Consider the following 23,406-nt stretch of genomic DNA (forward strand, 5'->3'; position numbering starts at 1 on the left):
TCCGCTAGTTGGCGTCAATCTAAGGAGACCGCCTTGGACGTCACGAGCAAGACCTCAGAAGTTCCCGAAGAGCCGGCGGCCGTTGTCACCGAGAAGGTCTGGAAGGCCGGCCGGCTCGAACCCATGCCGATCCGGAAACTTCCGGACGCACCACCCTCCATGCACATCCTCGGTCCGACCGTCTTCCTGGTCGCACTGGGGGTGGGGATGGGGGAGTCGTACATGTGGCCCCGGCTCGTCCTGGTGTTCGGGCCGGACATCCGCTGGTTGTTCATGGTCGGTGTCACGCTGCAGGCGTTCGTGCTGCTGGAGATGGCGCGGTACGCGATGGCCACCGGGGAGAGCATCTTCTTCGGCGCGGCCCGGATCTTCAAACCGCTGATGTGGTTCTTCTACGCGGCGGCGATCCTGATCTACATGTGGCCGGGCCATCTGTCCGCCGGCGCGGCCGCCTTCGAGGAGATCACCGGCATACCCTGGCAGGTCACCGCGTGCGTGGCTCTGGTGTTCGTCGGTGTGCTGTTCAGTCTGTTGTCGGTGATCTACAACTTCCTCGAGAAACTGCTCGGTCTGCTGATCGGCCTGCTGGTCGTGGGTACGTCGGTGATCGCGGCGATCGTCGGCAACTGGGACGATCTGGGCCGGACGCTGTCCGGCATGTTCGCGTTCGGGTACTTCCCGCACGACGCGATGACGTCGGCCTGGTTCCCTGTCGTGGTCGGTTCGATCGCGTTCGCGGGCCCGTCCGGCATGCAGCAGATGTGGTACACGCTGCAACTGCGCGACAGCGGTGCCGGCATGGGTGCGCACATCCCGAAGATCCGGGGCCTGCGGGCCGCGGGCGAGGCGGAGTCGATGCCGTCGCGCGGGTTCATGTTCGACACCGAGGACCCGGCCGAGATGGAGAAGTGGAAGGGCTGGCGCAAGTGGGTCACGTTCGACGCGATCCTGCTCTTCTGGGGTATCACGATGCTGGTCACGATCTCGTTCACCGTGCTGGCCATGTCGGCGGCCCGGGAGAACCCGAACGTGGCGGAGCTGATCGAGGGCGGTGACCGGGAGGCCGCGCTGAAGGCGATGTCCGACGCGTTCGCCTCCGCCGGCTCACCGATCCTCGGCACGTTGTTCTTCGCCTTCATCGCGCTGATCGGTCTGAACGCGACCCTCGGTCTGTTCGACTCGTTCTCCCGCGGTCAGGCGGACATGACGTACTACTTCGTGCCGGGCGCCAAACGGTTCTCGATGTCTCGTCTGTACGCCGGGTTCCTGTGGGGCGTGATCCTGTTCGGCATCCTGATCCTGCTGTTCGGTCCGGCCGACGGCCCGGCCGGGATCCTGGACACGCTCGCGTTCCTGTCCACATTCGCGATGGGCGCGTACTGCATCGTGTTGCTGCTGACCAACAACATGCTGCTGCCCAAGAAGATCCGGCCCGGTCCGGTGCGGAACGTGATCATCGGGTTCGGGGCCGTCTTCTATCTCGGCATGCTGTTCTACTGCCTGTTCCGCTTCGGCGTGGCAGTGGGTTGACCATGACTCACAGAGCCGAGCTGAAGCAGTTGGCGGAGTTCGCCGTCCCGGCGGCGGCGGTCGGCGCCGCAGCCGGGCTGATGGCTGGAGGGCTGGCCGGCTTCGTCGGCCAGCCCGTCGGCTGGGCGGTGGTGACCGGGCTCGGTCTCGGCGTACCACTGGTCCTGTTCGGCGCCGGGTACGCCGCACTCGTTGCGTTGGGCAAAGTCCCCGCCGGGGTGTTCGCGCCGGCGGCGGTCTATTGGGCGGTCGCGTTCCCGGTGTCGCTGTTGGTGCATGCGATCGTGACTGCATGGGTGGTCACCGGTACGCCGGGGCTGCCGCCGGAGGTGGGGAAGTTCCTCGCGTTCCGGGCGCTGGTGAGCATGGGGTTCGCGATCGGCTTCCTCTGGATGCACGAACAGCTCGGCCGGCTGTGGTGGCCGCGCATCCTCGAGCACAACCTCTACGCACGTCGAACTGTCGAGGCCTACGCCCACCTGGCCGCCACCCTCCAGGCCCGCAAAGCCGCCACCGGCCGCGGGCGCGTCCGCAACAAGCGCACCGCCTGATTCCCCGCCAGCCGCCCGCAACCCTCTCGGGGGTTTGCGGGCGGCTGCTCGGTTTGACGCCTTCTTGGAGCGGTACTCGGTGATACCGTATAGTGGTACTCGGTGATACGGAGTACTGAGAGGACCGGCTCGCGATGGATGACCTGACGGAGATGTTGAAGGGCACGCTGGAGGGTTGTGTGCTCGAGATCATCGGCCGCGAGGAGACCTATGGCTACGTCATCACGCGTCAGCTGAATGAGCTCGGGTTCGCCGATGTCATCGAGGGGACCGTCTACACGATCCTGCTGCGGCTGGAGCGCAACGGGCTGGTTCAGGTGACGAAAAGGCCGTCGGGAATGGGTCCGCCGCGCAAGTTCTATTCGCTCAACGACGCGGGGCGTGCCGAGCTCGGGAAGTTCTGGGCGAAGTGGGAGTACCTCTCATCGCGCATCGACAAACTCAAGGAGGGTGGGAGATGAGTTTCTGGGACACGATCACCGGCAACGACCTCACCAGGGAGTACCAGGCGTTCGAGGTTCGGGCCGCGGCATTGCCGGCCGACTATCGGGCCGCGTGGGAGCAGATCAAGGCCCACCTGTCGCCGTACTCGGGTTTCACCGGTCGCAACCTGATGCCGATCCTCGACGGGGCATTGGGGCTGCTCGAGGAAACCGCAGCCGATGGGCAGAGCATCGACGACGTACTGGGTGACGACATCGCCGGCTTCTGCGCGGCGCTGGCCGGCGGGGAGGGCGCTCGCAGCTATCGCGACCGCTGGCGCGAGCAGTTGAACCGCAACGTCGCAAGAAAACTGGGCCGGCTAGGAGACTGACGTGGGCATCCAAGACATCATCGAAGGCAAGAAGCAATGGCGAGCGCACCTGGCAAGAATCAAGGCGCTCCCGCCGGACTACCAGATCGTCTACAAAGAGATCCAGAAGTACTTGATCAAGGTCGGCCCGACCGACCTGACCGAGGGCAACCTGCTGTCCGGAATCGTCGACTTCTTCGAAGAAGGCGTCGCCGCCGGCAAGGGTGTCCTCGAACTGATCGGCCCGGACGTCGCCGCCTTCTGTGACGACCTCATCAAAGACTCCCGCACCTACGCCGAGATCTACCAGGAGTCGATCACCAAGAAGACCGAGAAGTAGCTCGTCGTCAGTTGGTACGGCGACGGCGGCGGGGAGCTGGTTCCGGGTCGGGGGTTTCGGCGGGGGCGGCGCCGGCTTGGAGGTCGTGGTAGGCCTTGCGGGTGTGTTCGGTGTGCTCTCGCATGATTTGAGCGGCTTTGTCTTCGTCGCCTTCGCTGATGGCCTTCACCAGGCGGTTGTGCTCGCGCCAGGAGGCTGCGCCGCGGACCGGGGCGACCGGCGTGTAGTACCACCGGACCCGGCGGTCCACCTGGGCGGCGAAGTCGACCAAGAAGCGGTTGCCGGACATCTCGGTGATGAGGCTGTGGAGTTCGCCGTTGGTGCGGACGGTGCCGTCGATGTCGCCGGACTCCTGGTACGCCGTGCCGACCTTGCAGAGCTCGCGCAACCGGGCGACGTCGTCCTTCGTGGCGTGCCGGGCGGCCAGGCGAGCCGACTCGGACTCCAGCGCCGCGCGGGCGGCAAGGAGCTGGTCGACCTCGTCCTCGGCGGGCACATGCACCATCGCGCCGAAACCGGGACGCAGATCCACCCAGCCCTCGTTGTTCAGCCGCTGCAAGGCCTCGCGGACCGGTTGCCGGGACACGCCCAGCATGCCCGCCAGCTCGACCTCGACCAGGTGGCGGCCGCGCTCGAGGGTGCCGTCGATGATCATCTCGGTCAGGGCCTCGTACACCGACTCCCGCAGCGGCGTCGGTCGCTTGACGTGCCGCACTCCGGCCGGTTCGGCACCGGCCCCTGGCCCTGCGCTGATCGTCGTCATGAGGTCCCTTCCCGAAAACAGCACGGCACTTGGTAGACAGTCTACCAAGTGCCATGGCCTGCCATATAGACGCTGCCTCAGGCGGCCGGCCTCAGCCTCAGGCGGCCGACTCGTCGGCGCGCCGCCGGTCCTCCCGGGCGGCGCCGTCGGCGGTCAGCTGCGCGAGTTCCGCGTCCAGGTCGACCGGGGTGTTCAGCTCCTGCTGCAGCTCCGGGGCATCCGGGAACTGCGGGCGAGCCGCCAGAGCGCCGAACCTACGTGTAAAGATCATGTCAACCCTTCCTTGAATTCTGGCTTCTGTATACATTCAACCAGGTGGGCTGATCGGTTATGCCCGCGTCTCACGTGATCCGGCTTACGTACGGCGTGATCCCGCTTACACCCGGGTCGAGTACGAGTGCGCTCCGGCCCCGGCCAGCTGCCCGCCGTCGACGATCAGGTACTCGTCGCGGATCGGCGTACCGGCAAGCCAGGACTCCAGAATCTCCCGGGTGCCCGCGGCGTACCGGGTCTGGGCGGACAGCGACGAGCCGGAGATGTGCGGCGTCATCCCGTGGTGCGGCATCGTCCGCCACGGGTGATCGGCCGGCGCGGGCTGCGGGTACCAGACGTCACCGGCGTACCCGGCCAGCTGTCCGCTCTCCAGGGCACGGACAATCGCGTCGGGGTCGGTGATGCGAGCCCGTGCGGTGTTGATCAGGTACGAGCCGCGCTTCATCGTCCCGAGCAGCTTGTCGCCGAACAGCCCCTCGGTCTCGGGGTGCAGCGGCGCGTTGATCGTCACGACGTCGCAGTGCGGCACCATGTCGGCCGTGCTCGGGTGGAAGGTCAGCCCGAGCTCCCGTTCGACCGATTCCGGCAGACGGTGCCGGTCGGTGTAGTGCAGCTTCACGTCGAACGGTGCCAGCCGACGCAGTACTGCGGTCCCGATCCGGCCGGCCGCGACCGTACCGACGTGCATGCCTTCGAGGTCGTACGAGCGCGCCACGCAATCCGCGATGTTCCAGCCGCCATCCAATACCGTTTGGTATGCCGGGATGTAGTTGCGGACGAGGCCGAGGATCATCATCACCACGTGCTCGGCGACGCTGATGCTGTTCGAATAGGTGACCTCGGCAACGGTCATGCCGTGCTCGATCGCCGCATCCAGGTCGACGTGGTCCGAGCCGATGCCGGCGGTGATCGCGAGTTTCAGCTTGGGCGCGTTCGCGATCCGCTCGGCGGTCAGGTACGCCGGCCAGAACGGTTGCGAGATCACCACATCGGCGTCCGGCAGCTCGCGATCGAGTACCGAGTCGGCGCCCTCCTTGTCGGACGTGACGACCAACGTGTGTCCCTGGCTCTCGAGGAATTCGCGCAGCCCGAGCTCACCGGACACGCTGCCGAGCAGCGCGCCCGGCGTGAAGTCGATCGCCTTCGGCGAAGGGGCGGTCTGACCGCCGGGGTAGCCGTCGATGGTCGGGATGCCGTCCCGCGCGTACGACGTCGGATAGCCGGCCGCCGGGTCGTCGTACAGGACACAGACAATCTTCGCCATGATGGGAATCTCCTTGTTCTGAAGGGATTTCCACCATCGCGGTGTCACGGTCCGACGGTCAAAGACTTGCTCGCTATGTCGCGATAGCCGGAATCCATCAGATGTACGTCGAGGAGATCGTCGAGGGCTTTGTGTACGCCGGCCTGCCGCGCGACGTCGAGCAACGCCCGCGCCAGAACCGGCTCCGGACTGCGTGCCGCGATCACCAGACCGACCCGCGGTCCGTGTGCCGGCCCCTTCAGCGGTACGACGCGCATCCCGTCCGGTACGCCGAACATGTGCAACCAGGCGTGCGAGATCACGGTCGACCAGTGACTGCCGTGCAGATGGCTGTACAGCCCGGACAGTGTGTCGCTCTCGATGGCCGGCGTTGCGGTTACGCCGTCGTCGGTGAAATAGCCGTTCATGATCCGGCGGTTGCGCATCTCCGGGGAGAGCAGGCAGAGCGGCAGTTCGGCGACCTCCGCCCACGTGGCGAGCGGTTGATCGGCGAGCTTCGAATGGGTCGGAGTCAGCAGCAGGTAGCGCTCCTCGTACAGCGGAGTCTTCCGCACCTGGCCGAGCGTGTCGTCGTCGAGGTACGTCATCGCGACATCGAGATCGAACTCGGCGAGCTTCTGCGTGATATCGCGCGACGAGAGCGATTCGAGGGACACCCGAGCGTTGGTGTGCCGTTCGCAGAAAGGTGTCGTGAGCAACGAAACCACCGGCATCGCCGTCGGGATCGCGCCGAGCCGGAGGGTGCCGTTGAGGCCGCCGCGCAGCACCGACAACTCGTGCCGGAGGGCGTCCTGCTCGGAGAGGATGCGCTGCGCCCAGAGCAGCACCCGCTCGCCCTCGGGCGTCAGGCCCTCGAACCGCCGGCCGCGACGCACGATGGGTACGTCGAGCTCCTGTTCGAGCTTGCGGATCGCCGCGGACAGCGACGGCTGGGAGACGTAACAGGCTTGCGCCGCCCGCGCGAAATGCTTCTCGCGGGCGAGGGCGACGAGGTACTCCAGCTGGCGGAGCAGCATCAACGAACCCGGGATGGTGTGCAGTCGCCTGTATACATAATCCAACTGTAGTGAGGTGCGCCGTCGCCCGGAAGATCTCGGCATGCTGTGATGTGGATCACAGGGTGTCCTTTCGGCGTGGATCCGTTCGACGGATGGGCAGAGATTTCTCTGGCGAAGGAGCTGTGATGCAGAAGGTGGTTTCGAAGGACGGCACCGAACTCGCGTACGACACGTACGGCAGCGGGCCGGTCCTGGTACTCGTCGCGGGCGGCTTCACCGAGCGCTCGCGGTACGTCGACGACGCCAAGGCGCTGTCGTCGGCATTCACCGTGGTGAACTACGACCGGCGTGGTCGCGGTGACTCCGGCGACACCCTGCCGTACGCCGTGGAGCGTGAGTGGGAGGACCTGGACGCGATCCGCTCGGCGACCGGTGCGCAGTACGCCTGCGCCTACTCGTCCGGGTCGATGGTGCTGCTGCAGGCCGGGCTGCCGTTCGAGAAGCAGGCGATGCTGGAGCCGCCGTTCCGGGTCGACGGAGCACCGCAGGCGCCGGACCGCTACATCGAGCGGCTGCAGGAGTTCGTCGACGCCGGGAACCCGGGTGGGGCGGCTGAGCTGTTCATGGTCGAGGCAGTCGGCCAGCCGAAGGAGGTGGTCGACCAGATACGGCAGACGCCGATGTGGGCCGGTATGGAGGCGATCGCGCACACCCTGGTGTACGACGGGCTGCAGATGGGCGACAGCGCCGTACCGCGTGAACTGCTGGCGTCGGTCGACGTACCGACGCTGGCGATGTACAGCAATGCCAGTCCGGACTGGCTGAAGGAGGCGGCTCGCCAGGCGGCTGAGGCGCTTCCGCACGGGACGCTGGAGGGACACGACGGGACGTTCCACACCCTGCCGCCGGAGACGATGGCGCGGGTGCTGACGGGCTACTTCCTGAGCGCGTGAACCGGTCGGCCCGGGAGGACCCGGTCCAGTAGGTGTTTGAGGCGCGGCGCGAGCGGTCGCTCGACGCCATAGTGCAGTGCGGCCGCAATGCCGATCATCAGCAGCATCGTGGCGGCGACCAGGACGACGTGGTTCACCTGGTCGCCGAGGCGCTCGAAGACGATGAAGCCGATGTGCGCGTGCACGAGGTAGAGCGGGTAGGTGAGCGCGCCGAGGACGGCGAACCACGGTCGGCCGAGGTGGTGCGTCAGCTTCAGCGCGACGGCCAGCATGACCGCGAAGATCGCGATGATGATCGCGACGACGACGGTCCGGTGGATCTCGGTGTGGTAGCGGATGCCGACCCGGTCCGCGAACCCGATGCCGCGGTAGAGCGCGTTGCCGAGCGCGACCGCGACGATGGCGAGGGTCTGTCGCGTGGCGCCGTGCCGGTGGATCAGGCAGAGCGCCATACCGGCGATGAAGTAGTGCGAGAACTGGGTGTTGAGCACGAGGTCGGTTGCGTGCGGCAACAGTCCGGTTTGGAAGACGAGCGTCGCTGCCAGCCAGGCCCAGAGGAAGATCGTCACCCGGCGCGCGGTGATGCCGATCCAGGTCAGGACCAGGATCATCGCGTAGAACCTGACCTCGGCCCACAGCGTCCAGTAGACGACGTCGACGTTCCGGATGTTCGGCAGCGAGTTGAACATCGTCAGGTTGGCGAGGTACTGCGGAAGCGAGACCGGGAACCGTCCTTGGCTGAAGGCAACGGACACGAACGCCGTGAGGCTGACCGCGATCCAGTACGCCGGGTACAGCCGAACCGCGCGCGAGACGACGAACGAGCGCGGGCTGCGATCCCACGCGCTGAGCAGCACGACGAAACCGCTGATCGTGAAGAACAGATCCACGCCGAGATACCCGTACCGCGCGACGACGTCCACGTGCTGGAAATGCATCGCGGACGTGCCATCGGCGTACGAGGAGAAGAGGTAGTGGTACGCCATCACCGAGAACGCAGCGAAGATCCGCAACAAGTCAACTTCGTGCAGCCGTCCCCGTGAGCCTTCCACAGCCACCCTTCCGTCGCGTCGCGCTTCCGGCTCCACTCCATCGCAACGGACGATCGCAAGCGTCAGCCCACGGCACGATTCACTCGTCCGACCTACGGATGACTCGGGGCCTGCGGCAACATCAGGTCGGCAGGCGCATGGGCATCAGGATGTAGGCGGAGTCCGACGTGGGCGTCTCGTCCGGAGCGCGGAGGCCGGTCAGGTTGGCCGGCTTGGTTGTCTGGGTGAAGGCGAAGTGTGCGATCGGCGTACCGAGCGAGCCGAGCCCGTCCAGCAGGTAGCCGGCGTTGAAACCGGTCACCACGGGCTCGCCGGTCAGTGTGACCTCGACGGACTCCGACGCCTGGGCCTCCTCACCGTTGCCGGCATCAAGCGTTGCCAGACCATCGGCGAACGTGATCCGGATCGGCGCCGACCGCTCGGCCACCAACGCGACCCGCTTGACCGCCTCGACCAGTGCACCGGTATCGACAGTCACCGTGCTCGTGATCGCGTTCTCCACCGGGATCAGACTGCGGACCTTCGGGAACTCGCCGTCGATCAGCCGGCTGGTCGCATGCCGACCGCCGCCCTCGAACCCGATCAACCCGTCCCCTGTGCGGGTCGAACCGAGCGCAAGCGTCAGCTCATGGCCGGTCATCGCCTTCGCCATATCGGCGAGCAGCTTCGCCGGGACCAGCGCGTTGGCCTCGACTCCGGCGTCGACCGGCTGCCACGGGAACGACCGCAGAGCTAAGCGATACCGGTCGGTGGCGAGCAAGGAGATCGTCGAGCCACGGATCTCGAGCCGGATCCCGGTGAATACCGGCAGCGTGTCATCCCGGCCCGCCGCGCTCACCACCTGCGAGACGGCCCGTGCGAACACGTCCCCGTCGACCACTCCACTCGGCTGAGGAATCTCCGGCAGCGGCGGATACTCATCGAGCGGCAGCGTGTGCAGCACGAACCGAGCCGCACCGCTACTCACCTGAACCCGAGCGGCCTCGCCGCTCAGATCCACCGAGTCGCGGGGCATGCTCCGGCAGATGTCCGACAGCAGCCGCCCGGACACCAGCACCCGTCCCTCGTCGGCCACCTCCGCCGGCACACTCACCCGCGCCGAACTCTCGTAGTCGAACCCGGACAACGTCAGCTGTCCGTCGGCCGCCTCGACGACCATCCCGGCCAGGATCGGCACACTCGGCCGACTGGGCAACCCACGCGCCACCCATCCAACCGCCTCCGCCAGCACCTCACGCCCGACTCGCACCTTCATGCCGCACTCCTCCCCATCTCGAAGTACGACTCAATCAGCAGCCACCGACAATTCCTGTCCAGGCACGACCTCGGGGTCCATGCTGGTCCCATGGGCGCTGCTCTTCGGGTGTCCTCACTGGGGTGGGGGCTCCTTCTCGTTGTCGGTGGATGTTCGGGCGGGACGGATCCGGCGCCGGCCGGACCGGCCACCGTCTCGGTCAGTCCTGCGCGGACGGCGGCGTACTCCGCGCGTCTCCAGAGCGTCATCCCGATCGAGAACGCAGACGGGCTCACCGCGGCAGGTGGAGCGCTCTGGGTGAAGACCGATGACGGTCGCGTCGTACGGATCGATCCAGCAACGAATCGAGTCTCCGGCGTACTCAAACTCGACACGAACTCGGACCCGAACGACTACTGCCAGGGCATCGGGACCGACCAGACGTCCGTGTGGGCGTGCGCGACGACCGACAAAGGGACAGACGTCGTCAAGATCGATCCAGCAAACAGGCGGATCGTACGGCGGATCGCAGTGGGCAAGGTATTCGACCAACTGGCGCTGCCGTCGACCGTACGCGGTCTGTGGGTGCTGAGCGGATCCGACGTGAGTCTTGTCGACCATGAAACCGGGCGAGTGACGAAGTACCCGCTCGGCGTCCGAGGTCTCCAGGTGGCTGCTGCGGAGGATCTGGTCGTAGCAACCTCGGCGACAGAGAACGCAGTGATCGCCTTGGATGCCACCAACGGGTCCGTGATCGCGCGTACGACGTTGCCGGCTCCGCGGCTAGCGGCGGTCAGCGGGTCCGACATCTGGGTCGACACCGGCGACGGCCTGGTGCGGATGTCGCGGGATCTAAGTGTCAAGGCGAAGTACCCCAGCCTCGGTGCCGGTCTGGGCGGCGATCTGGTCGCCACGCCCGACGCTGTCTGGCTACGCGCCGGCAACGGCACCATCACCCGGCTGGATCCGTCGACCGGCCAGGCTGTCGAACAGGTCGCACCGGACGGCCAGCAGATCACCGCAGGCAGCCTGCTGATCGCGTACGACAGCATCTGGACGACGTCAGGCGACGAGGGCACTCTGACCCGCCTGCGCCTCAGCTGAAGCTGATGCGCTCCAACCCGTTGGCCTGAGCTCGCGTGAGTACGTGGGCCGACAGAGCGCCAGGTACGACGTACCCCGGATCCTCAGCGGCCCGTGCAACTAGCTCGGGCCACCTTTGGCAGTGCGTGGCCATACTGCTGGACCGTACGACGCGGCCGCGCGCCCATTGGCCTGAGCGGGCCACATCGCCTGGTACGTCGAGGAGGATGAGGTGCAAGGGCAGTCCGGCCCGGCGGGCGCGCCAGCCAAGCAGACGGCGCACCCAAGGCCTTGTTGCACAGTCATGGACGACGAGCGGGCCTCCGCCTCGACGCATCGCCGTCAACACACGCACGTAGTACTCCAGGTGCAGCAACGGACGCCACCAGGCATACGGCACCCGCCCCAGGACCGGCATCCATCGCGCACGCAGGCGCTCCGAGTCGAATACGCGTACGCCGCCGTGGTCCGCGCCGACCGGGTAGAGCCTCCGGAGCAGAGTGGTCTTACCGGCACCCGGAATGCCCGCCAGGATTACCAAGGCGTCCGCGGCGTACCGCAGGTCCCGCAACCCGTTCGTCGTCTGAAGGACACCCACAACTCCCGAAGCCACCACACCGGCCCTTCCGTCACCTGTCAGTACAGATAGGACGAACCAGCTCACACCACCGGTCCGTGAGAAGACTGAGAAGTGCTTAGGAACTCGCTGAGGGAATCTCCGTCGGTGCGATCCTGTTGACCGCAGCAGGCTGAGCGGCAGGCTGAGCATCGGGAGGGCGAGATGCAGTTCCTGGTCACGATGACCACGCAGGTACCGGATGGGGTCATGGAGGCGGAGGTCGACGAGGTACGCGCCCGGGAGGCGGCTCACTCGCGCGAGCTCGCCGCGGCCGGCCAGCTGCTTCGGCTGTGGCGGCCGCCGCTTCAACCCGGGGAGTGGCGCACGTTCGGCCTCTTCGAGGCGAACGACGCCGATCAGCTGGAAGAGGTCCTGTCCTCCATGCCGCTCCGGATCTGGCGCCACGACGACGTCATGCCTCTCGAACCACACCCGAACGACCCGGCATCGCCGACTCCGCTCGACGCCGGCGCGACGGAGTACTTCACGATCTTCAAACTGACGGTCCCGGAAGGCGCTCCGGCCGCGCTCGTCGACGAGAAGATCGCCAGAGAGGCAACGAACACCCGCCGACTGGCCGCCGAGGGCAAGCTCGTCCGCCTCTGGAAGCGCGACGACGGCCGTTCCCTGGGCCTCTGGCAGGCCGACAGCCCTGAGGAGATGACGAGGATCCTGACGTCGCTTCCCCTCGCGGACTGGCTCGAGACCGACACCATCCCGCTCACCGTCCACCCGAGCGATCCGGCCCACGCAGCAGCCTGATCCGCGGGGAAGTGGCGCGCCGCGCACCTTCGGCGCGCGCCGCGGACGCGCGCATGCGGCCTCCCGTTGGCCGCCCGCGCCCGCTCTCGAGTGTCCTCACGAGAGCCAAGAAGCCGGCGAACGAGCCTCGCGGGGAAGATCACGGCGCAGTTCGGCGCATTTCCGTGGTCTCTTATCCGATGCTGCCGTCACGGATCGGCGGGCGGGTGACAAGGATGACCACGCTGAGCAGCAGGACCCAGGCGGGGAAGAGGAGCTGAGTCCATCGGTGTTCACCGGCCGCCAATAGCAGTACCAGGGCGACGAGGTAGCCGAGGATCGCGACCCACCGGGGAACGGCGGCCGTGCGAAGCCCGACTGTGCTGACCGAGAGGGTGAATACCGCAGCCATCCGCATGGCATAGACCGAGATGAGTGTCTGCGTGCTGCCGCGACCGAAGGCCCAGACATCGGGGTTGACGTTGGCTCCCGCGAGCATCTCCATCATGCTGGTCGTGGTGACTGCGCCTACGAACAGCATCGCCAGGAAGAGTAGACCGCTGCCTAGGAACACCGTGGAGAACAGGCGGTCCTCGACACTGCCCAGCTGGTCGCGAATCACGCCGATGAACCACAAGAAGGCGATGCCCGCGAACGGCACCAGGTGAAGACTGAGCCGGATCAGGGTGCGTCGCTGTGCATCAGATTCGAGTGATTGAAGGCTGTCCTCGGACAGCGCAATCCGCGTCATCGTCAGGGACGCGAGGAGCAGCACGCCGAAGACGATCCCGGCGATCGCCGCCGACCGCCGGTTCCGCCAGAATCGGGCGGTCACTACGGGAAGTTGGGTGCTCATCTCACTCGGTTCCTCTCGACGACCGCCACCGCACGGCCGAGTGCATCGTAGGGTCTGGGTCGGCGCGTTCGGAGGAGCACCGATGGCCTCCGCTTCCTGGCTCGAGCAGGATCGGCCAGGGGGCGGGAGTCGCTCGTTTGGGGGCGGCTGGCTCCCACAGCATCGACCGCGCTGAGGTCGTGTGCGGCCGATACCGGGCCGGCGGTCGACCTGGTTCGCGTGGAAGTACGGGCGCCGGCGGGCCGGCCGTACGTCGATCGGCATGAGGCAGCCCCGCCAGGCCGCCGACGAGGTCGGCTCTGGGAGCCGCCCGCAATCTCGACCGAGCGAACCGGTCCCGCTCCGAACCTCCCAGACCCGCCCCGAGGGGAGACGTGAACGTGCCCACGCAGCGAGACGTACCGGCCTTCGCTAACGCCAACCACGACGAACCCGACGGCGTCCCGCAGAACCTGGTCATGTGGTCCAGGTCAGCGCAGTCGAGGGGGAACTCAATCCTCACATCGACATTCCCGACCGGCGAGACACCGACATAGCGCACCTAGCCGCCGCCGGCCGCCGGCGGCAAGTTCATCGACGCCCGCAGTTCCACCAGTGGGGTGTCCGGGACCGTGATGAGGCCACGGGTCGGCCGGTCGAGGTCGAAGGTGACCAGCAGCAGGAGCGAGACGAACACGGCGGCGAGCATGATGGGGAGCAGGCCACGGCCGAGCACGGTGAGGTAGAGGCCAAGCAGTCCCAACGCCACCGATGCGCCGACCACCTCGAGGACCAGGACCGTTGTAGGCACACGGTTGCCGAGTGCTGCGACACGTGAGGTCTGGCTGTCGAACATCGAGTTCAGGCTGTCGACGTACAGACGTGGAGCGCTGGCGTCGGGGGCCTCCCGCAGTGAGTCGGCGGCGAGCGTCCACAGTTGACGCTGGATGGCCCCGCCGTCCGCCACGACGCGCCGTGCCTCGGCGGAGCCCGGCCGGGTGGTCGACAAACGGATCTCCCCGTCGGTGTAGTTCTTCAGCAACTCCAGCGACTGGCTCCGGACGGGCTCCGACAACGTCTGCGCCCGGAGGTAGGTGGTGCCGATCGCGTTCGTCTCCGTCACCAGTTCGACCCGCCGGGTCTCGTACCGACCCACCGCCATCGTCAATCCGAAGGCGAGGATGAGCGCCACGAACCCCAGCAACGCCCCCTGCACGACTCCGATCGGCTCGCGCCACGTCTCGTGGCGACCGTGCAACCAACGCCCGACCAGCACACCGATAGCGCACGATCCCAGCACGATCACCAACAGAACGACACCAAGCACCAGGCTGGAAAGGGCGAAAAACATCTAAACCCCCAAACAAGGCAGCGTCGCCGGACACGTGGGCTTGATTGTCGCCCCGGCGCGTACGCCGCGACATCCTCCGAGCCGGATAACCTCTCGACGGTCGTCCAGCGCACTCCGCGCTGGCTGGCACCCGTCAGCACGGCGCGGATCTGTCGAGCGCTGCTCGGTGCCAGCGGTGCGCAGACGTGGTTCTTGGCGGCGCCGCTTGTCGTAGAGATGCCTGCACTTGCGGAGCCGTGAGTAGAACGTGTCGAGGTGCTCTGGGCCGAGCTTCGCGAACTGGATCGAGCCGAACGCCGGCACTATGTACTTCCTGTTGAGCCTTCGTTTGGCTCGTGCGTGGAGTCCTCGAGTTCGGCGGCGGCGAACCACTTCTCGATCAGGGCGCTGACGGTGATCTTGCCCTTCGGCTGCCTACGACGGCCGGCACCCAAAACTTGACCCACAGACGAACCAGGGCAGATGCCGGTTCGAGCATGTGCCCTGGTCACAGATTGCGCGCCCGGCAGGATTCGAACCTGCGACCAACGGATTAGAAGTCCGACGCTCTATCCAGCTGAGCTACGGGCGCGTGGCAGGGAAGAGTCTCTCAGATCGGGGGGTGATCCCGCCTCCGGGTTCCTGATCGGCGCGGCTCGAGCGGGAGCGAAGTACAGGGTTGTCGTTCCATCCCGGTAACGCTGAGTGGGTGGTTCTGCCGGTTGATCGGCACCCCAACTAGGCTTCGGGGCATGAGTCACCCCTCACCAGGCCCGGCAGGTACGCCGCAACCCGCGGCGGGGTCGGCGTACTCGCCCGGCGGACCGTACCCGCAGCCGAACGTTCTCGGCAGCCATCCGGTCCCCGGCCAGCGCCGAAACCAGGGCGTCCTGATCGGCATCGTGATCGCGGTGGTCTTCGCGATCGCGGGTCTGGTGATCTTCGGCATCGTGGCCAAGTCGACCGGCGCGGGCGGCTTCACCTGGGGTCTGATCTTCGCGTTCGTGCCGGTCATCCCGGTCATCGCGCTCTACCTCTGGCTGGACCGCTACGAGCCGGAGCCGACCAGGTACATCGTCTTCGCGCTCTGTTGGGGCGCCTTCATCGCCACGCTGGCCGCGATCTTCATCAACACCGAGGTGTCGCACCGGCTGGCCGAGACCGGCGTCGGCGGCGACCGGTCCGCGGTCTTCGTCGCCCCGCCGGTGGAGGAGTTCGCCAAGGGGTCCGTGATCCTGCTGCTGGCGCTGGTACGCCGCAAGGAGTTCGACGGCATCATCGACGGCCTCGTATACGCCGGGATGGTCGGCGTCGGCTTCGCCTTCACCGAGAACATCCTGTACTACGGCCGCGTCTTCAACACGCTCTCCGAGGAGTCCGGCAGCGACGCCGGTCTGCGCGGTGCGTTCGCGCTGTTCATCATCCGCGGCGTGATCTCGCCGTTCGCCCATCCGCTCTTCACGTCGTTCACCGCGATCGGGATCGGCGTCGCGATACGCCACCGAAGTACCGTGGTCCGTTTTCTCGCGCCGGTCGTCGGGTACCTGGCTGCGGTGCTGGCGCACGCCTCCTGGAACGCTTCGGCGAGCTGGGCGGGTGGCGGGGGCTTCATCGTCGCGTACCTGTGTCTGATGGTGCCGCTGTTCATCTGCCTGGTCGTCTTCGCGCTCGTGATGCGATCACGGGAGGGCCAGATGATCGCCTCCCGGCTGTATGACTATGTGCGGTTCGGATGGCTGGTTCCACAGGACGTGCCACTGATAGCGACGCTGCGAGGGCGCAAGGCGCTGCGGCAGAACGCTCGGCGGTACGGCCCGCAGGCGGAGGCGTCCGCGAAGGCGTTCCAGCAGAACGCGACCGAGCTGGCCTACCTGCGGGACAAGATCGTGCGCCAGGTGATCGGGCCGGAAGCACTACAGACGGAGAAGCAGTTGCTGGACGAGCTGCGGGAGCGGAGGCCGAGCGTGCCCTTCCCTCCGATGCCTGCGTTCGCACAGGCAGCTCCGCAGTACGCCGGGGGAGCCTTCCCGCCCGGAGCTCCGGGGATGCCGATGGGGCAAATGGGTCCCGGCGTGCCGATGGGTCCTGCTGGACCGATGGGGCCTGGTGGTCCGACGGGGCCTGGTGGTCCGATGGGGCCTGGCGTGCCCATGGGGCAAGCCGGTCCGATGGGTCCGGGTGGTCCGTCGGGGCCGGGTGCTCCGGTCGGGCAGGGTGGTCCGGGTGGTCCGGTCGGGTCTGGTCCGGCAGGGCCGGGTGGGGCGGGGCAGGGGCCCGGTGGGCCGGGTCCTGCGGCTCCGGGAGGTGGCGCCGGGGAAGGCGCATACCCACCGGCGCAGGGTGGTTATCCGCCCGCCCAGCCGGGGTATCCCTCGGGGCAACCCGGTTACCCAGCAGGTCAGCCTGGTTACCCACCGGGACCCGCCGGTCAGCAAGGACCGCCGGGAGGATACGGTCCGTATCCACCACCGCAGTGACTGCCACCCGTCCACGCCGCCAAACGGGACTGACGATGACTTTGCTTCTGCGCTGTCCGACCGGGCACTCTGTGCTCGTGGGCGGACAACGTGGCTGACATCAGGTCAGCAGCTGGTGAAGGTTCGGAACCGCGGGTCCCGAGCCAGGATCAGCCTGCCCAGGAGCTCGCGAACCTCATCGCCCAGTCCACCCCCAAACCCCGAGGCTTCTGGCGCCGCCGCCGCAAAAAGCCGGCTGCTGACCAGGAAGCCCCCGGCACGCAGCCCCAACCCGAGAGTCAATCCTCCGACGGCCAGTCCGCCGTCGAGGCACCGAACGGTGCAGTCACGCCCGACTCCAAGGCCAGCCCGACCCAGGCCACCGCAGCCACGCCTGACTCGAAGCAAACGGTGACCGAGAACGGCGAAGCCACGCCCAACTCCAAGGACACGGCGGCCCACGACGGCGCAGCCACGTCTGACCAGACGACAGCAGCCGCCGAGTCAACTGAGCCCGCCGCGAGCACCTCCAACGACGCTAAGTCCGCAGAAGCCGCAGACAACGCCGCCGAGAGACCCACCACGGACTCCGAGCAGCCCGGTACGACGACCGACGCGCCGTCTGAGGACAGCGACCCGTCGCCCACCGCAGAGGCCACCCCAACCGACGACACGTCCACGCCGACCGACTCGTCGTCTTCGACCGACACACGGGCCACCGAGCACGTCGGCGTACAAGCGGCTGACGGCACCACGGACGCTGCTGAAGCCCCGGCGCAGGCCGGCGAGGATGCTGCACAGCAGTCCAGTGACGACACGGCTCAGAACGACGCGCGCATCGCGCGGGCCGGCGAAGGCGCTGGACAGGCGGACGAAGGCACCGCACAGAGCGATGACGGCACCGAGCGGGCCGGCGAGGGCGCTGGACAGGCGGACGAAGGCACCGCACAGAGCGGTGAGGGCACCGAGCGGACCGGCGTGGGCACCGCGGACGTCGGTGAAGACAGGGCGGTGCAAGGCGCTGCGGACGCGGCACCGCACGCCGAGGGTGCCGCCGTACCTCATGACGCCGAGGAGGTGCGGCCGCCGGTGGGTGTCGTGTACGAGCCGGACGAGTCGCCTGACGGCTTTCCCCTCGAGTACGGCAACATCATCATCGGTCTCCCCAAGCAGCCGGAGAACACCACCCAGGACGCCGCAGAAGCGCAATCTGACATCGACCTGGACGATCAGACCGCCTCGAGCGAGCAGCAGCTCGCCCTGAGCGACGGCCAGGCAACGGATGCTGCCGCTGACGGGAGCGCCGGCGGTGCCGCTGAGCATGGCGCCCATGCAGCCGCGGACGAGTCGGCAGAGACCGCACACGAGCCAGACGACGCGGATGATGCGGCGTCCGAGGCTCCGGACGCTGCAGCCTCTGACGTGCCTGATGACGCCGCCGGCTCGGCGGCCGAATCGAGTGCGGCAGGAGGCGCGGACGAGCAGGCGAGCGCGGAAACGGCAGTTGCCGCGGCCGACGAGACCTCAGACAAGAGCACGGACGACTCGTCTGACACCGAGGGCGAGTCGACGGACGACCCCTCTGGCGAGGCGGACGGAGCCGAGGGCGAGTCGGCGAACGCGGCGACGGGTGAGTCTGACGGCGGGTCGGCAGATGGTGCCGCGGATGACGCCGCCGGGGAAGCTGCGTCGAGTTCGGCTGAGGACGCCGACCAGTCGGCGAGCGAGGGTGCGGACGAGTCGGCGGGCGACGGTGCGGACGAGTCGGCGGGCGACGGTGCGGGCGATGGTGGTGCTGAGTCCGGTGCTGCGGAGGACGCTAGCGCTGAGGCGGCTGCTGCTGGGGACGGTGGAGCCGGTGACGCCGGTGACCCGTCCGCGGACGAGACCGCGGTGGACGATGCCTCGGATGCCTCGGATGCCTCGGCTGGGGAGCCTGCGGATGGTGCGGGCGAGGCCGTCGCAGATGGTGGCGAGGGTGCCGGGTCTGATGGTGTGGACGAGTCCGCGGATGGGGTTGCGGGTGACGGTGCCGGCGATTCTGATGAGGCTGCGGGGGATGGCGGCGTTGGAGCGGTAGATGGTGCTGCCGCGGGTGAGGCGGTGGACGAGGCTGCTGACGGCGCGGCTGCTGGTGCGGTTGATGGTGACGCTGGTGGTTCGGCTGATGAGTCGGCTGGTGGTGCTGGCGGCGACTCCCAGGCCGTTGGTGCGGGCGCTGAGGCGATCGACGATGGTGGCGCTGACGCAGCAGACGGTGGTGCCGACGGCGCGGCCAATGGTGGTGCCGAGGGTGCGGCTGACGGTGGTGCCGAGGGCGCGGCCGACGGTGGTGACGGATCGGCTGAGGGTGATGCTGGTCATGAGGGGGAAGAGGAGCTGACTGCGGCGCAGTTGGCGGAGCGGTTGGCGGCTGAGCAGGCTGCTATGGCTTTGATTACTGCGTTGATGAAGTTGCGGGGGGTGCTGGCCAGCAGTCGGTTGCCGCTGGAGGTTGTGGGGGCTGACGAGGCTCGGCAGCAGCAGAAGGCGATGCTGGATCAGCTGGATGACTACCTGTTGCCTCGGTTGGTACAGCTGGAGGCACCGGTTCTCGCTGTGGTTGGTGGATCGACGGGCGCTGGGAAGTCGACGCTGGTCAATACCGTGATCGGCAAGGTAGTGAGTGAGCCGGGTGTGCTGCGGCCCACTACCCGGTCGCCGGTGCTGATTCATCACCCGGCGGACGCGGACTGGTTCGTGGGTGACCGGGTGCTGCCGGGGATGGCACGGACGAGTGCGGACGAGCCGGGTGGCATGGAGGATGCGGGGCAGTTGCGGTTGGTTGCCGCTGACACCGTTCCGCGCGGGCTCGCGATCCTGGACGCGCCGGACATCGACTCGGTCGTCGAGGCGAACCGTGACTTGGCGACGCAGCTGCTCGGGGCCGCAGACCTCTGGCTGTTCGTCACCACGGCGGCGCGCTACTCCGACGCTGTCCCGTGGGAGTTCCTGCAGAGCGCGTCGGATCGGAGTACTGCGGTCGCGGTGGTGCTCGACCGGGCTCCGAGCGAGACGATCGACGACATCACCGGGCACCTCGCGCAGATGCTGCTCGAGCGCGGACTCGGTGACTCGCCGCTGTTCTCCATCCAGGAGACCGTTGTCGATGACAACGGAATGCTGCCGCAGACATCGGTTGCCTCGATCAAGGACTGGCTGGTCGACCTCGCCGCCGACGCGGAGGCGCGTGCGGGCGTAGTCCGCCGTACGCTGCAGGGCGCGGTCAGCGCGATGGTGAAGAAGACGCCACCGTTCGCGGAGGCGGTGAAGGCGCAGGCGGATACCGCGATCGAGCTGCGGTCGTCGGTGGAGTCGGCCTACGACCAGGCTGTGAAGGACATTGCCAAGGCGTGCCAGGACGGGACGTTGCTGCGTGGCGAGGTCCTGGCTCGCTGGCAGGAGTTCGTCGGCACGGGTGAACTGCTGAAGGGCCTGCAGTCCAACGCAGGCCGGCTGCGTGATCGGCTGAAGACTTCGCTCGGCAACAAGCCGGCGGAAACGCGTGACGTCAGCGACGCGATCCAGTCCGGCTTGGAGTCGCTGTTGCGTGAGCACGCGACAGCCGCCGCGGAGCGTGCCGAGAAGGCCTGGCAGGCAACTGCTCCCGGTCGCCAACTGCTGGCAGCCGGTGACGCGGCGCTCGCCGAGGAAGACTCCGAGAATTCGCTCGGCGCGCTGTCGCCGGCGTTCCCGGATGCTGCTGCTCGTGCGGTCCGCGAGTGGCAGGCGTTCGTCCTCGACGTGATCCGCAAGGAAGGCGGCGCCAAGAAGTCGACGGCGCGCATCCTGGAGTACGGCGTCAATGGGCTCGGCCTTTCGCTGATGGTGGTGGTTTTCGCCCGCGAGACCGGGATCCCCAAGGGCGCCGAGGCGAGCGCCGGCGCGGGCAGCGCGGTGGTCGGACAGCGGCTGCTGGAAGCAGTTTTCGGCGACAAGGCAGTTCAGGGCATGGTGGACAAGGCACGCGAGGACCTTGACGGTAAGGTTCATGCACTGATGGATGCCGAATTCGCCCGCTATCTGGCTGTCCTTGACCAGCATCCGGTCGACGCCGAGACGGCGAGGCAACTGACGGAGGCCGCGCGCGCGGTGGAGGACTGCACGTGACGGAAACAGTGGATACGGTCGAGACCCCGGTCCGGGGCGAAACCGATGTCCTGAAGAAGATCGACGCCATCGAGGTGGCCGCTAAGGCCGGCGACGGTCGGCTCGACCCGGTGGTGCTCACCGAGGCGACGCAGATCGTCGACCGGGCCGGACAACGCCTGCGCATGTCCGGCGACCTGACTGTCGTCGCGCTGGCCGGCGCGACGGGCTCCGGCAAGTCGTCGCTGTTCAACGCGCTGACCGGGCTCGACCTGGCCGCGATCGGGACGCGTCGGCCCACAAGCTCGATGCCGCTCGCCTGTGTCTGGGGCGACGAGCCGGCCGGTGAGGTGCTGAGCTGGCTCGGTATCCCGCGCCGGCACCAGGTGCAGCACCGGAGCTCGCTCGAGGAGGCGCACTCCGAGGACCTGGACGGACTCGTCCTGCTGGACCTTCCCGACCACGACTCGACCGAGGTCGAGCACCGCCTGATCGTCGACCGGCTCGTGGAGTTGGTCGACCTGCTCGTGTGGGTGGTGGACCCGCAGAAGTACGCCGACGCGGCGCTGCACAACCGGTACATCAAACCGTTCGCCTCGCATTCCGGGGTGATGGTGTTCGCGCTGAATCACATCGACAAGCTGACGCCGGAGCAGCGGAAGAGCTGCCTGGAAGACCTGGACCGGCTGCTCAAGTCGGACGGTCTCAGGTCGCCGTCGGTCGTCGCGACCTCGGCCGTCAGCGGCGATGGTCTGGAAGAGGTACGCGGCCTGCTGGTCAAGCGGGTCAGTAACAAGCGCTCGGCCCGCGAGCGACTCTCCGCCGACGTGGACCGCGTCGCGGACAGGATGGCGAGTCAGTGCGGCAACGCGAAGACGCCCGAGATCGCCGAGGCTGACGTCACCGAACTGGTCGACGCGCTCTCGGACGCGAGCGGGCTGTCGGTCGTTGCCGACGCAGTACGCCGCTCCTACCTGCAGCGTGCTCGGGCTGCGACGGGATGGCCGTTGACCAAGTGGCTCGAGCGGTTCCGTCCGGATCCGTTGCGCCGGTTGCACGGCGACCAGGTGTCGCGCGAGCAGGGCAAGGCGTTGCGCAAGTCGGCATCGAGCGAGGTCGCGATCGCGCGCTCTTCGTTGCCTGCGGCAACACCGGTGCAGCGGGCGCGGATGGATGCCGCCGTACGCACGATCACGAACAAGGCTGCGGATGGGCTGTCGCGTCCGTGGGCGGATTCGGTCCGGACGGCGATCCGGCGGCGCGAGGAGTCGCTCGGCGACGAGCTCGACCAGTCGGTCGCGCGGACGGACCTTGGTGTCACCAACAATCCGGGCTGGTGGAGCTTCGCGCGGATCGTGCAATGGCTGCTGTTTCTGGTCACGCTCGGCGGTGCCGCGTGGCTGATCGCCTTGCTGGTGGCGCGGATCGCCGATCTGAACGACCCGCCGCTGCCGGAGTGGAACGGCATCCCCTACGCGTGGATCATGCTGGTCGGTGGTGCCGTCCTGGGCCTGGCGGTCTCCCTCGTCTGCCGGGTGTTCGCGACCACCGGGGCGCTGCGTCGCTCCCGTCAGGTGGAGAAGGCGCTGCGGAGCGAACTCGAGAAGGTTGCCGACAGCCACGTAGTTGCGCCGGCTCGTGAAGAGCTCGCCGCATACACGACCTGCCGCGACAGCCTCGCCATTGCACGCGGCTAGGCGCCCACCGGTCTGGTAACCGAGCTGCCGCCGGAGCACGCGCACGAGTTGGCGCGCGCCCCGGCGGACAGCAGAGGTCAGAGCTCGGCGTCGGGGGCGTACTGAGACATCGAGATCTTGGCCGCGGAGTTCAGGTCTTCCTCCGTCGTCGTTCCTGAGGCGCGGATGGCTTCGATCCAGGCTCGGACCGACTGCTCGTTGTAGCTGATCACCTCGGCGGAGTTGGCCATCTCGGTCGGGTCGGCGTCCGCGGGGAGCTCGCCGGTGACGTAGAGCGCGAGGCCGAGCAGGCCGCCGTCCCAGCCCGGGCCGACCCAGAGCGCCCCCGCGCCGCCGGGCGCCGGAGCCTCGCTCATCGAGTGCTCGAGCTCCAGCTCGGTGGAGGCGTCCGCTCCGGGGAGCAAACGCAGCTCGAGAAGGCTGTTGGGGCCGCCAAAGGTGACCTTGAACCGCTTGGGCGGCTCGCATTCCAGGATCTCGCCGCCGGCGTTGCCCTCCAGCTGGAAGGAGCCGCCGACCTCGAGGGTGCCGGAGACGGGCATGAACCAGCGCTTCATCCGGTCGGGATCCGTGAGGGCGTCCCACACCTCCGCCGGCTCGGCCTTGTACGAGCGGCGCATCAGCACCGTCACGGTCTCGCCGGTGCGGCTGACCTCGCGTTGGACCGCGTTGATGTGCTCGAGGATGTCGATCACAGGTAGTTCCCTCTCCTGCTCGGCTGCTGGGGTAGACCTCAGAATGCCGGGCGGTGCTTATATAAGTCAAG

General features: G+C 67.6%; 21 protein-coding genes and 1 tRNA gene. 11 read left to right on the forward strand and 11 right to left on the reverse strand.

Translation table 11 applies throughout. The features are described 5' to 3' along the window. The first annotated feature begins 33 nt into the window (after nucleotides 1–33). The 5 genes from EV653_RS00530 (at nucleotide 34) to EV653_RS00550 (ending at nucleotide 3,214) form a co-directional block, all read left to right on the forward strand. Nucleotides 34–1,530: an Nramp family divalent metal transporter gene (locus EV653_RS00530; protein ID WP_134096864.1), complete on the forward strand. Its 1,497-nt coding sequence runs from the start codon at nucleotides 34–36 to the stop codon at nucleotides 1,528–1,530. 2 nt (nucleotides 1,531–1,532) lie between these two features. Further along, nucleotides 1,533–2,081: a hypothetical protein gene (locus EV653_RS00535; protein ID WP_134096867.1), complete on the forward strand. Its 549-nt coding sequence runs from the start codon at nucleotides 1,533–1,535 to the stop codon at nucleotides 2,079–2,081. A 134-nt stretch (nucleotides 2,082–2,215) separates the two neighbouring features. Beyond that, nucleotides 2,216–2,542 carry a PadR family transcriptional regulator gene (locus EV653_RS00540; protein WP_134096869.1) on the forward strand — a complete coding sequence of 109 codons (327 nt, stop codon included), beginning with the start codon at nucleotides 2,216–2,218 and terminating at the stop codon, nucleotides 2,540–2,542. Continuing rightward, nucleotides 2,539–2,895: a DUF1048 domain-containing protein gene (locus EV653_RS00545; protein WP_134096871.1), complete on the forward strand. Its 357-nt coding sequence runs from the start codon at nucleotides 2,539–2,541 to the stop codon at nucleotides 2,893–2,895. Before EV653_RS00540 ends, EV653_RS00545 begins: the two co-directional genes overlap by 4 nt. A gap of 1 nt (nucleotide 2,896) precedes the next feature. Next, the gene (locus EV653_RS00550; RefSeq protein ID WP_134096873.1) at nucleotides 2,897–3,214 is read left to right on the forward strand and encodes a DUF1048 domain-containing protein; all 318 of its coding nucleotides are present in this window, start codon (nucleotides 2,897–2,899) and stop codon (nucleotides 3,212–3,214) included. Nucleotides 3,215–3,221: 7 nt separating this feature from the next. On the opposite strand, the gene EV653_RS00555 is transcribed toward EV653_RS00550, so the two are convergent. From EV653_RS00555 to EV653_RS00565, 4 genes are all read right to left on the reverse strand, one after another. After that, a complete protein-coding gene (locus EV653_RS00555; RefSeq protein WP_134096875.1) occupies nucleotides 3,222–3,977 on the reverse strand; it encodes a GntR family transcriptional regulator in 756 nt (251 codons plus the stop codon). Nucleotides 3,978–4,074: 97 nt separating this feature from the next. Continuing rightward, nucleotides 4,075–4,248, reverse strand: coding sequence for a hypothetical protein (locus tag EV653_RS40905; protein WP_166679252.1), 174 nt, complete (start codon nucleotides 4,246–4,248; stop codon nucleotides 4,075–4,077). A 105-nt stretch (nucleotides 4,249–4,353) separates the two neighbouring features. Beyond that, the gene (locus EV653_RS00560) at nucleotides 4,354–5,514 is read right to left on the reverse strand and encodes an NAD-dependent formate dehydrogenase (protein WP_134096877.1); all 1,161 of its coding nucleotides are present in this window, start codon (nucleotides 5,512–5,514) and stop codon (nucleotides 4,354–4,356) included. 44 nt (nucleotides 5,515–5,558) lie between these two features. After that, nucleotides 5,559–6,530, reverse strand: a complete 972-nt coding sequence (locus tag EV653_RS00565) for a LysR family transcriptional regulator (protein ID WP_134096879.1) — start codon at nucleotides 6,528–6,530, stop codon at nucleotides 5,559–5,561. A 167-nt stretch (nucleotides 6,531–6,697) separates the two neighbouring features. Here EV653_RS00565 and EV653_RS00570 point away from each other — a divergent pair, with 167 nt between their 5' ends. Beyond that, nucleotides 6,698–7,465 carry an alpha/beta fold hydrolase gene (locus EV653_RS00570; protein ID WP_166679253.1) on the forward strand — a complete coding sequence of 256 codons (768 nt, stop codon included), beginning with the start codon at nucleotides 6,698–6,700 and terminating at the stop codon, nucleotides 7,463–7,465. Here the strand turns inward: EV653_RS00570 and EV653_RS00575 are convergent. Both EV653_RS00575 and dnaN read right to left on the reverse strand, forming a co-directional pair. Continuing rightward, nucleotides 7,447–8,553, reverse strand: coding sequence for an acyltransferase family protein (locus tag EV653_RS00575; protein ID WP_370356976.1), 1,107 nt, complete (start codon nucleotides 8,551–8,553; stop codon nucleotides 7,447–7,449). The genes EV653_RS00570 and EV653_RS00575 overlap by 19 nt on opposite strands. Before the next feature lie 85 nt (nucleotides 8,554–8,638). Continuing rightward, on the reverse strand, nucleotides 8,639–9,772 hold the full coding sequence (gene dnaN / locus EV653_RS00580) for a DNA polymerase III subunit beta (protein ID WP_134096885.1): 1,134 nt from the start codon (nucleotides 9,770–9,772) through the stop codon (nucleotides 8,639–8,641). Between the two features lie 90 nt (nucleotides 9,773–9,862). Here dnaN and EV653_RS00585 point away from each other — a divergent pair, with 90 nt between their 5' ends. Next, nucleotides 9,863–10,855, forward strand: coding sequence for a hypothetical protein (locus EV653_RS00585; RefSeq protein ID WP_134096887.1), 993 nt, complete (start codon nucleotides 9,863–9,865; stop codon nucleotides 10,853–10,855). On the opposite strand, the gene EV653_RS00590 is transcribed toward EV653_RS00585, so the two are convergent. Next, nucleotides 10,848–11,432, reverse strand: coding sequence for an AAA family ATPase (locus EV653_RS00590; RefSeq protein ID WP_238159480.1), 585 nt, complete (start codon nucleotides 11,430–11,432; stop codon nucleotides 10,848–10,850). The genes EV653_RS00585 and EV653_RS00590 overlap by 8 nt on opposite strands. Before the next feature lie 183 nt (nucleotides 11,433–11,615). On the opposite strand from EV653_RS00590, the gene EV653_RS00595 reads away from it, so the two are divergent. Then, entirely contained in the window at nucleotides 11,616–12,215 is a 600-nt protein-coding gene (locus EV653_RS00595) for a muconolactone Delta-isomerase family protein (protein ID WP_134096891.1), read from the forward strand. A 172-nt stretch (nucleotides 12,216–12,387) separates the two neighbouring features. Here EV653_RS00595 and EV653_RS00600 read toward each other — a convergent pair whose 3' ends face one another. The 3 genes from EV653_RS00600 to EV653_RS00610 all read right to left on the reverse strand — a co-directional run bounded on the left by EV653_RS00600 (nucleotide 12,388) and on the right by EV653_RS00610 (nucleotide 14,951). Beyond that, nucleotides 12,388–13,050 carry a hypothetical protein gene (locus tag EV653_RS00600; RefSeq protein ID WP_134096893.1) on the reverse strand — a complete coding sequence of 221 codons (663 nt, stop codon included), beginning with the start codon at nucleotides 13,048–13,050 and terminating at the stop codon, nucleotides 12,388–12,390. Nucleotides 13,051–13,591: 541 nt separating this feature from the next. Further along, nucleotides 13,592–14,380, reverse strand: a complete 789-nt coding sequence (locus EV653_RS00605) for a bestrophin-like domain (protein ID WP_134096894.1) — start codon at nucleotides 14,378–14,380, stop codon at nucleotides 13,592–13,594. A gap of 497 nt (nucleotides 14,381–14,877) precedes the next feature. Beyond that, nucleotides 14,878–14,951 (reverse strand) — tRNA-Arg (locus EV653_RS00610). Between the two features lie 160 nt (nucleotides 14,952–15,111). Here EV653_RS00610 and EV653_RS00615 point away from each other — a divergent pair. From EV653_RS00615 to EV653_RS00630, 3 genes are all read left to right on the forward strand, one after another. After that, on the forward strand, nucleotides 15,112–16,836 hold the full coding sequence (locus tag EV653_RS00615) for a PrsW family intramembrane metalloprotease (RefSeq protein ID WP_134096896.1): 1,725 nt from the start codon (nucleotides 15,112–15,114) through the stop codon (nucleotides 16,834–16,836). Between the two features lie 90 nt (nucleotides 16,837–16,926). Continuing rightward, nucleotides 16,927–20,964 (forward strand): AAA family ATPase, encoded by a 4,038-nt coding sequence (locus EV653_RS41930; RefSeq protein WP_238159481.1) that lies wholly within the window; start codon nucleotides 16,927–16,929, stop codon nucleotides 20,962–20,964. Further along, entirely contained in the window at nucleotides 20,961–22,640 is a 1,680-nt protein-coding gene (locus EV653_RS00630) for a GTPase (protein ID WP_134096898.1), read from the forward strand. The genes EV653_RS41930 and EV653_RS00630 overlap by 4 nt, the downstream gene beginning before the upstream one ends. Nucleotides 22,641–22,717: 77 nt before the next feature. On the opposite strand, the gene EV653_RS00635 is transcribed toward EV653_RS00630, so the two are convergent. Further along, nucleotides 22,718–23,335: an SRPBCC family protein gene (locus tag EV653_RS00635; RefSeq protein ID WP_238159482.1), complete on the reverse strand. Its 618-nt coding sequence runs from the start codon at nucleotides 23,333–23,335 to the stop codon at nucleotides 22,718–22,720. Nucleotides 23,336–23,406 lie beyond the last annotated feature (71 nt).

Origin of the sequence: Kribbella pratensis, assembly GCF_004365355.1 — a bacterium.
Lineage (GTDB): Bacteria > Actinomycetota > Actinomycetes > Propionibacteriales > Kribbellaceae > Kribbella.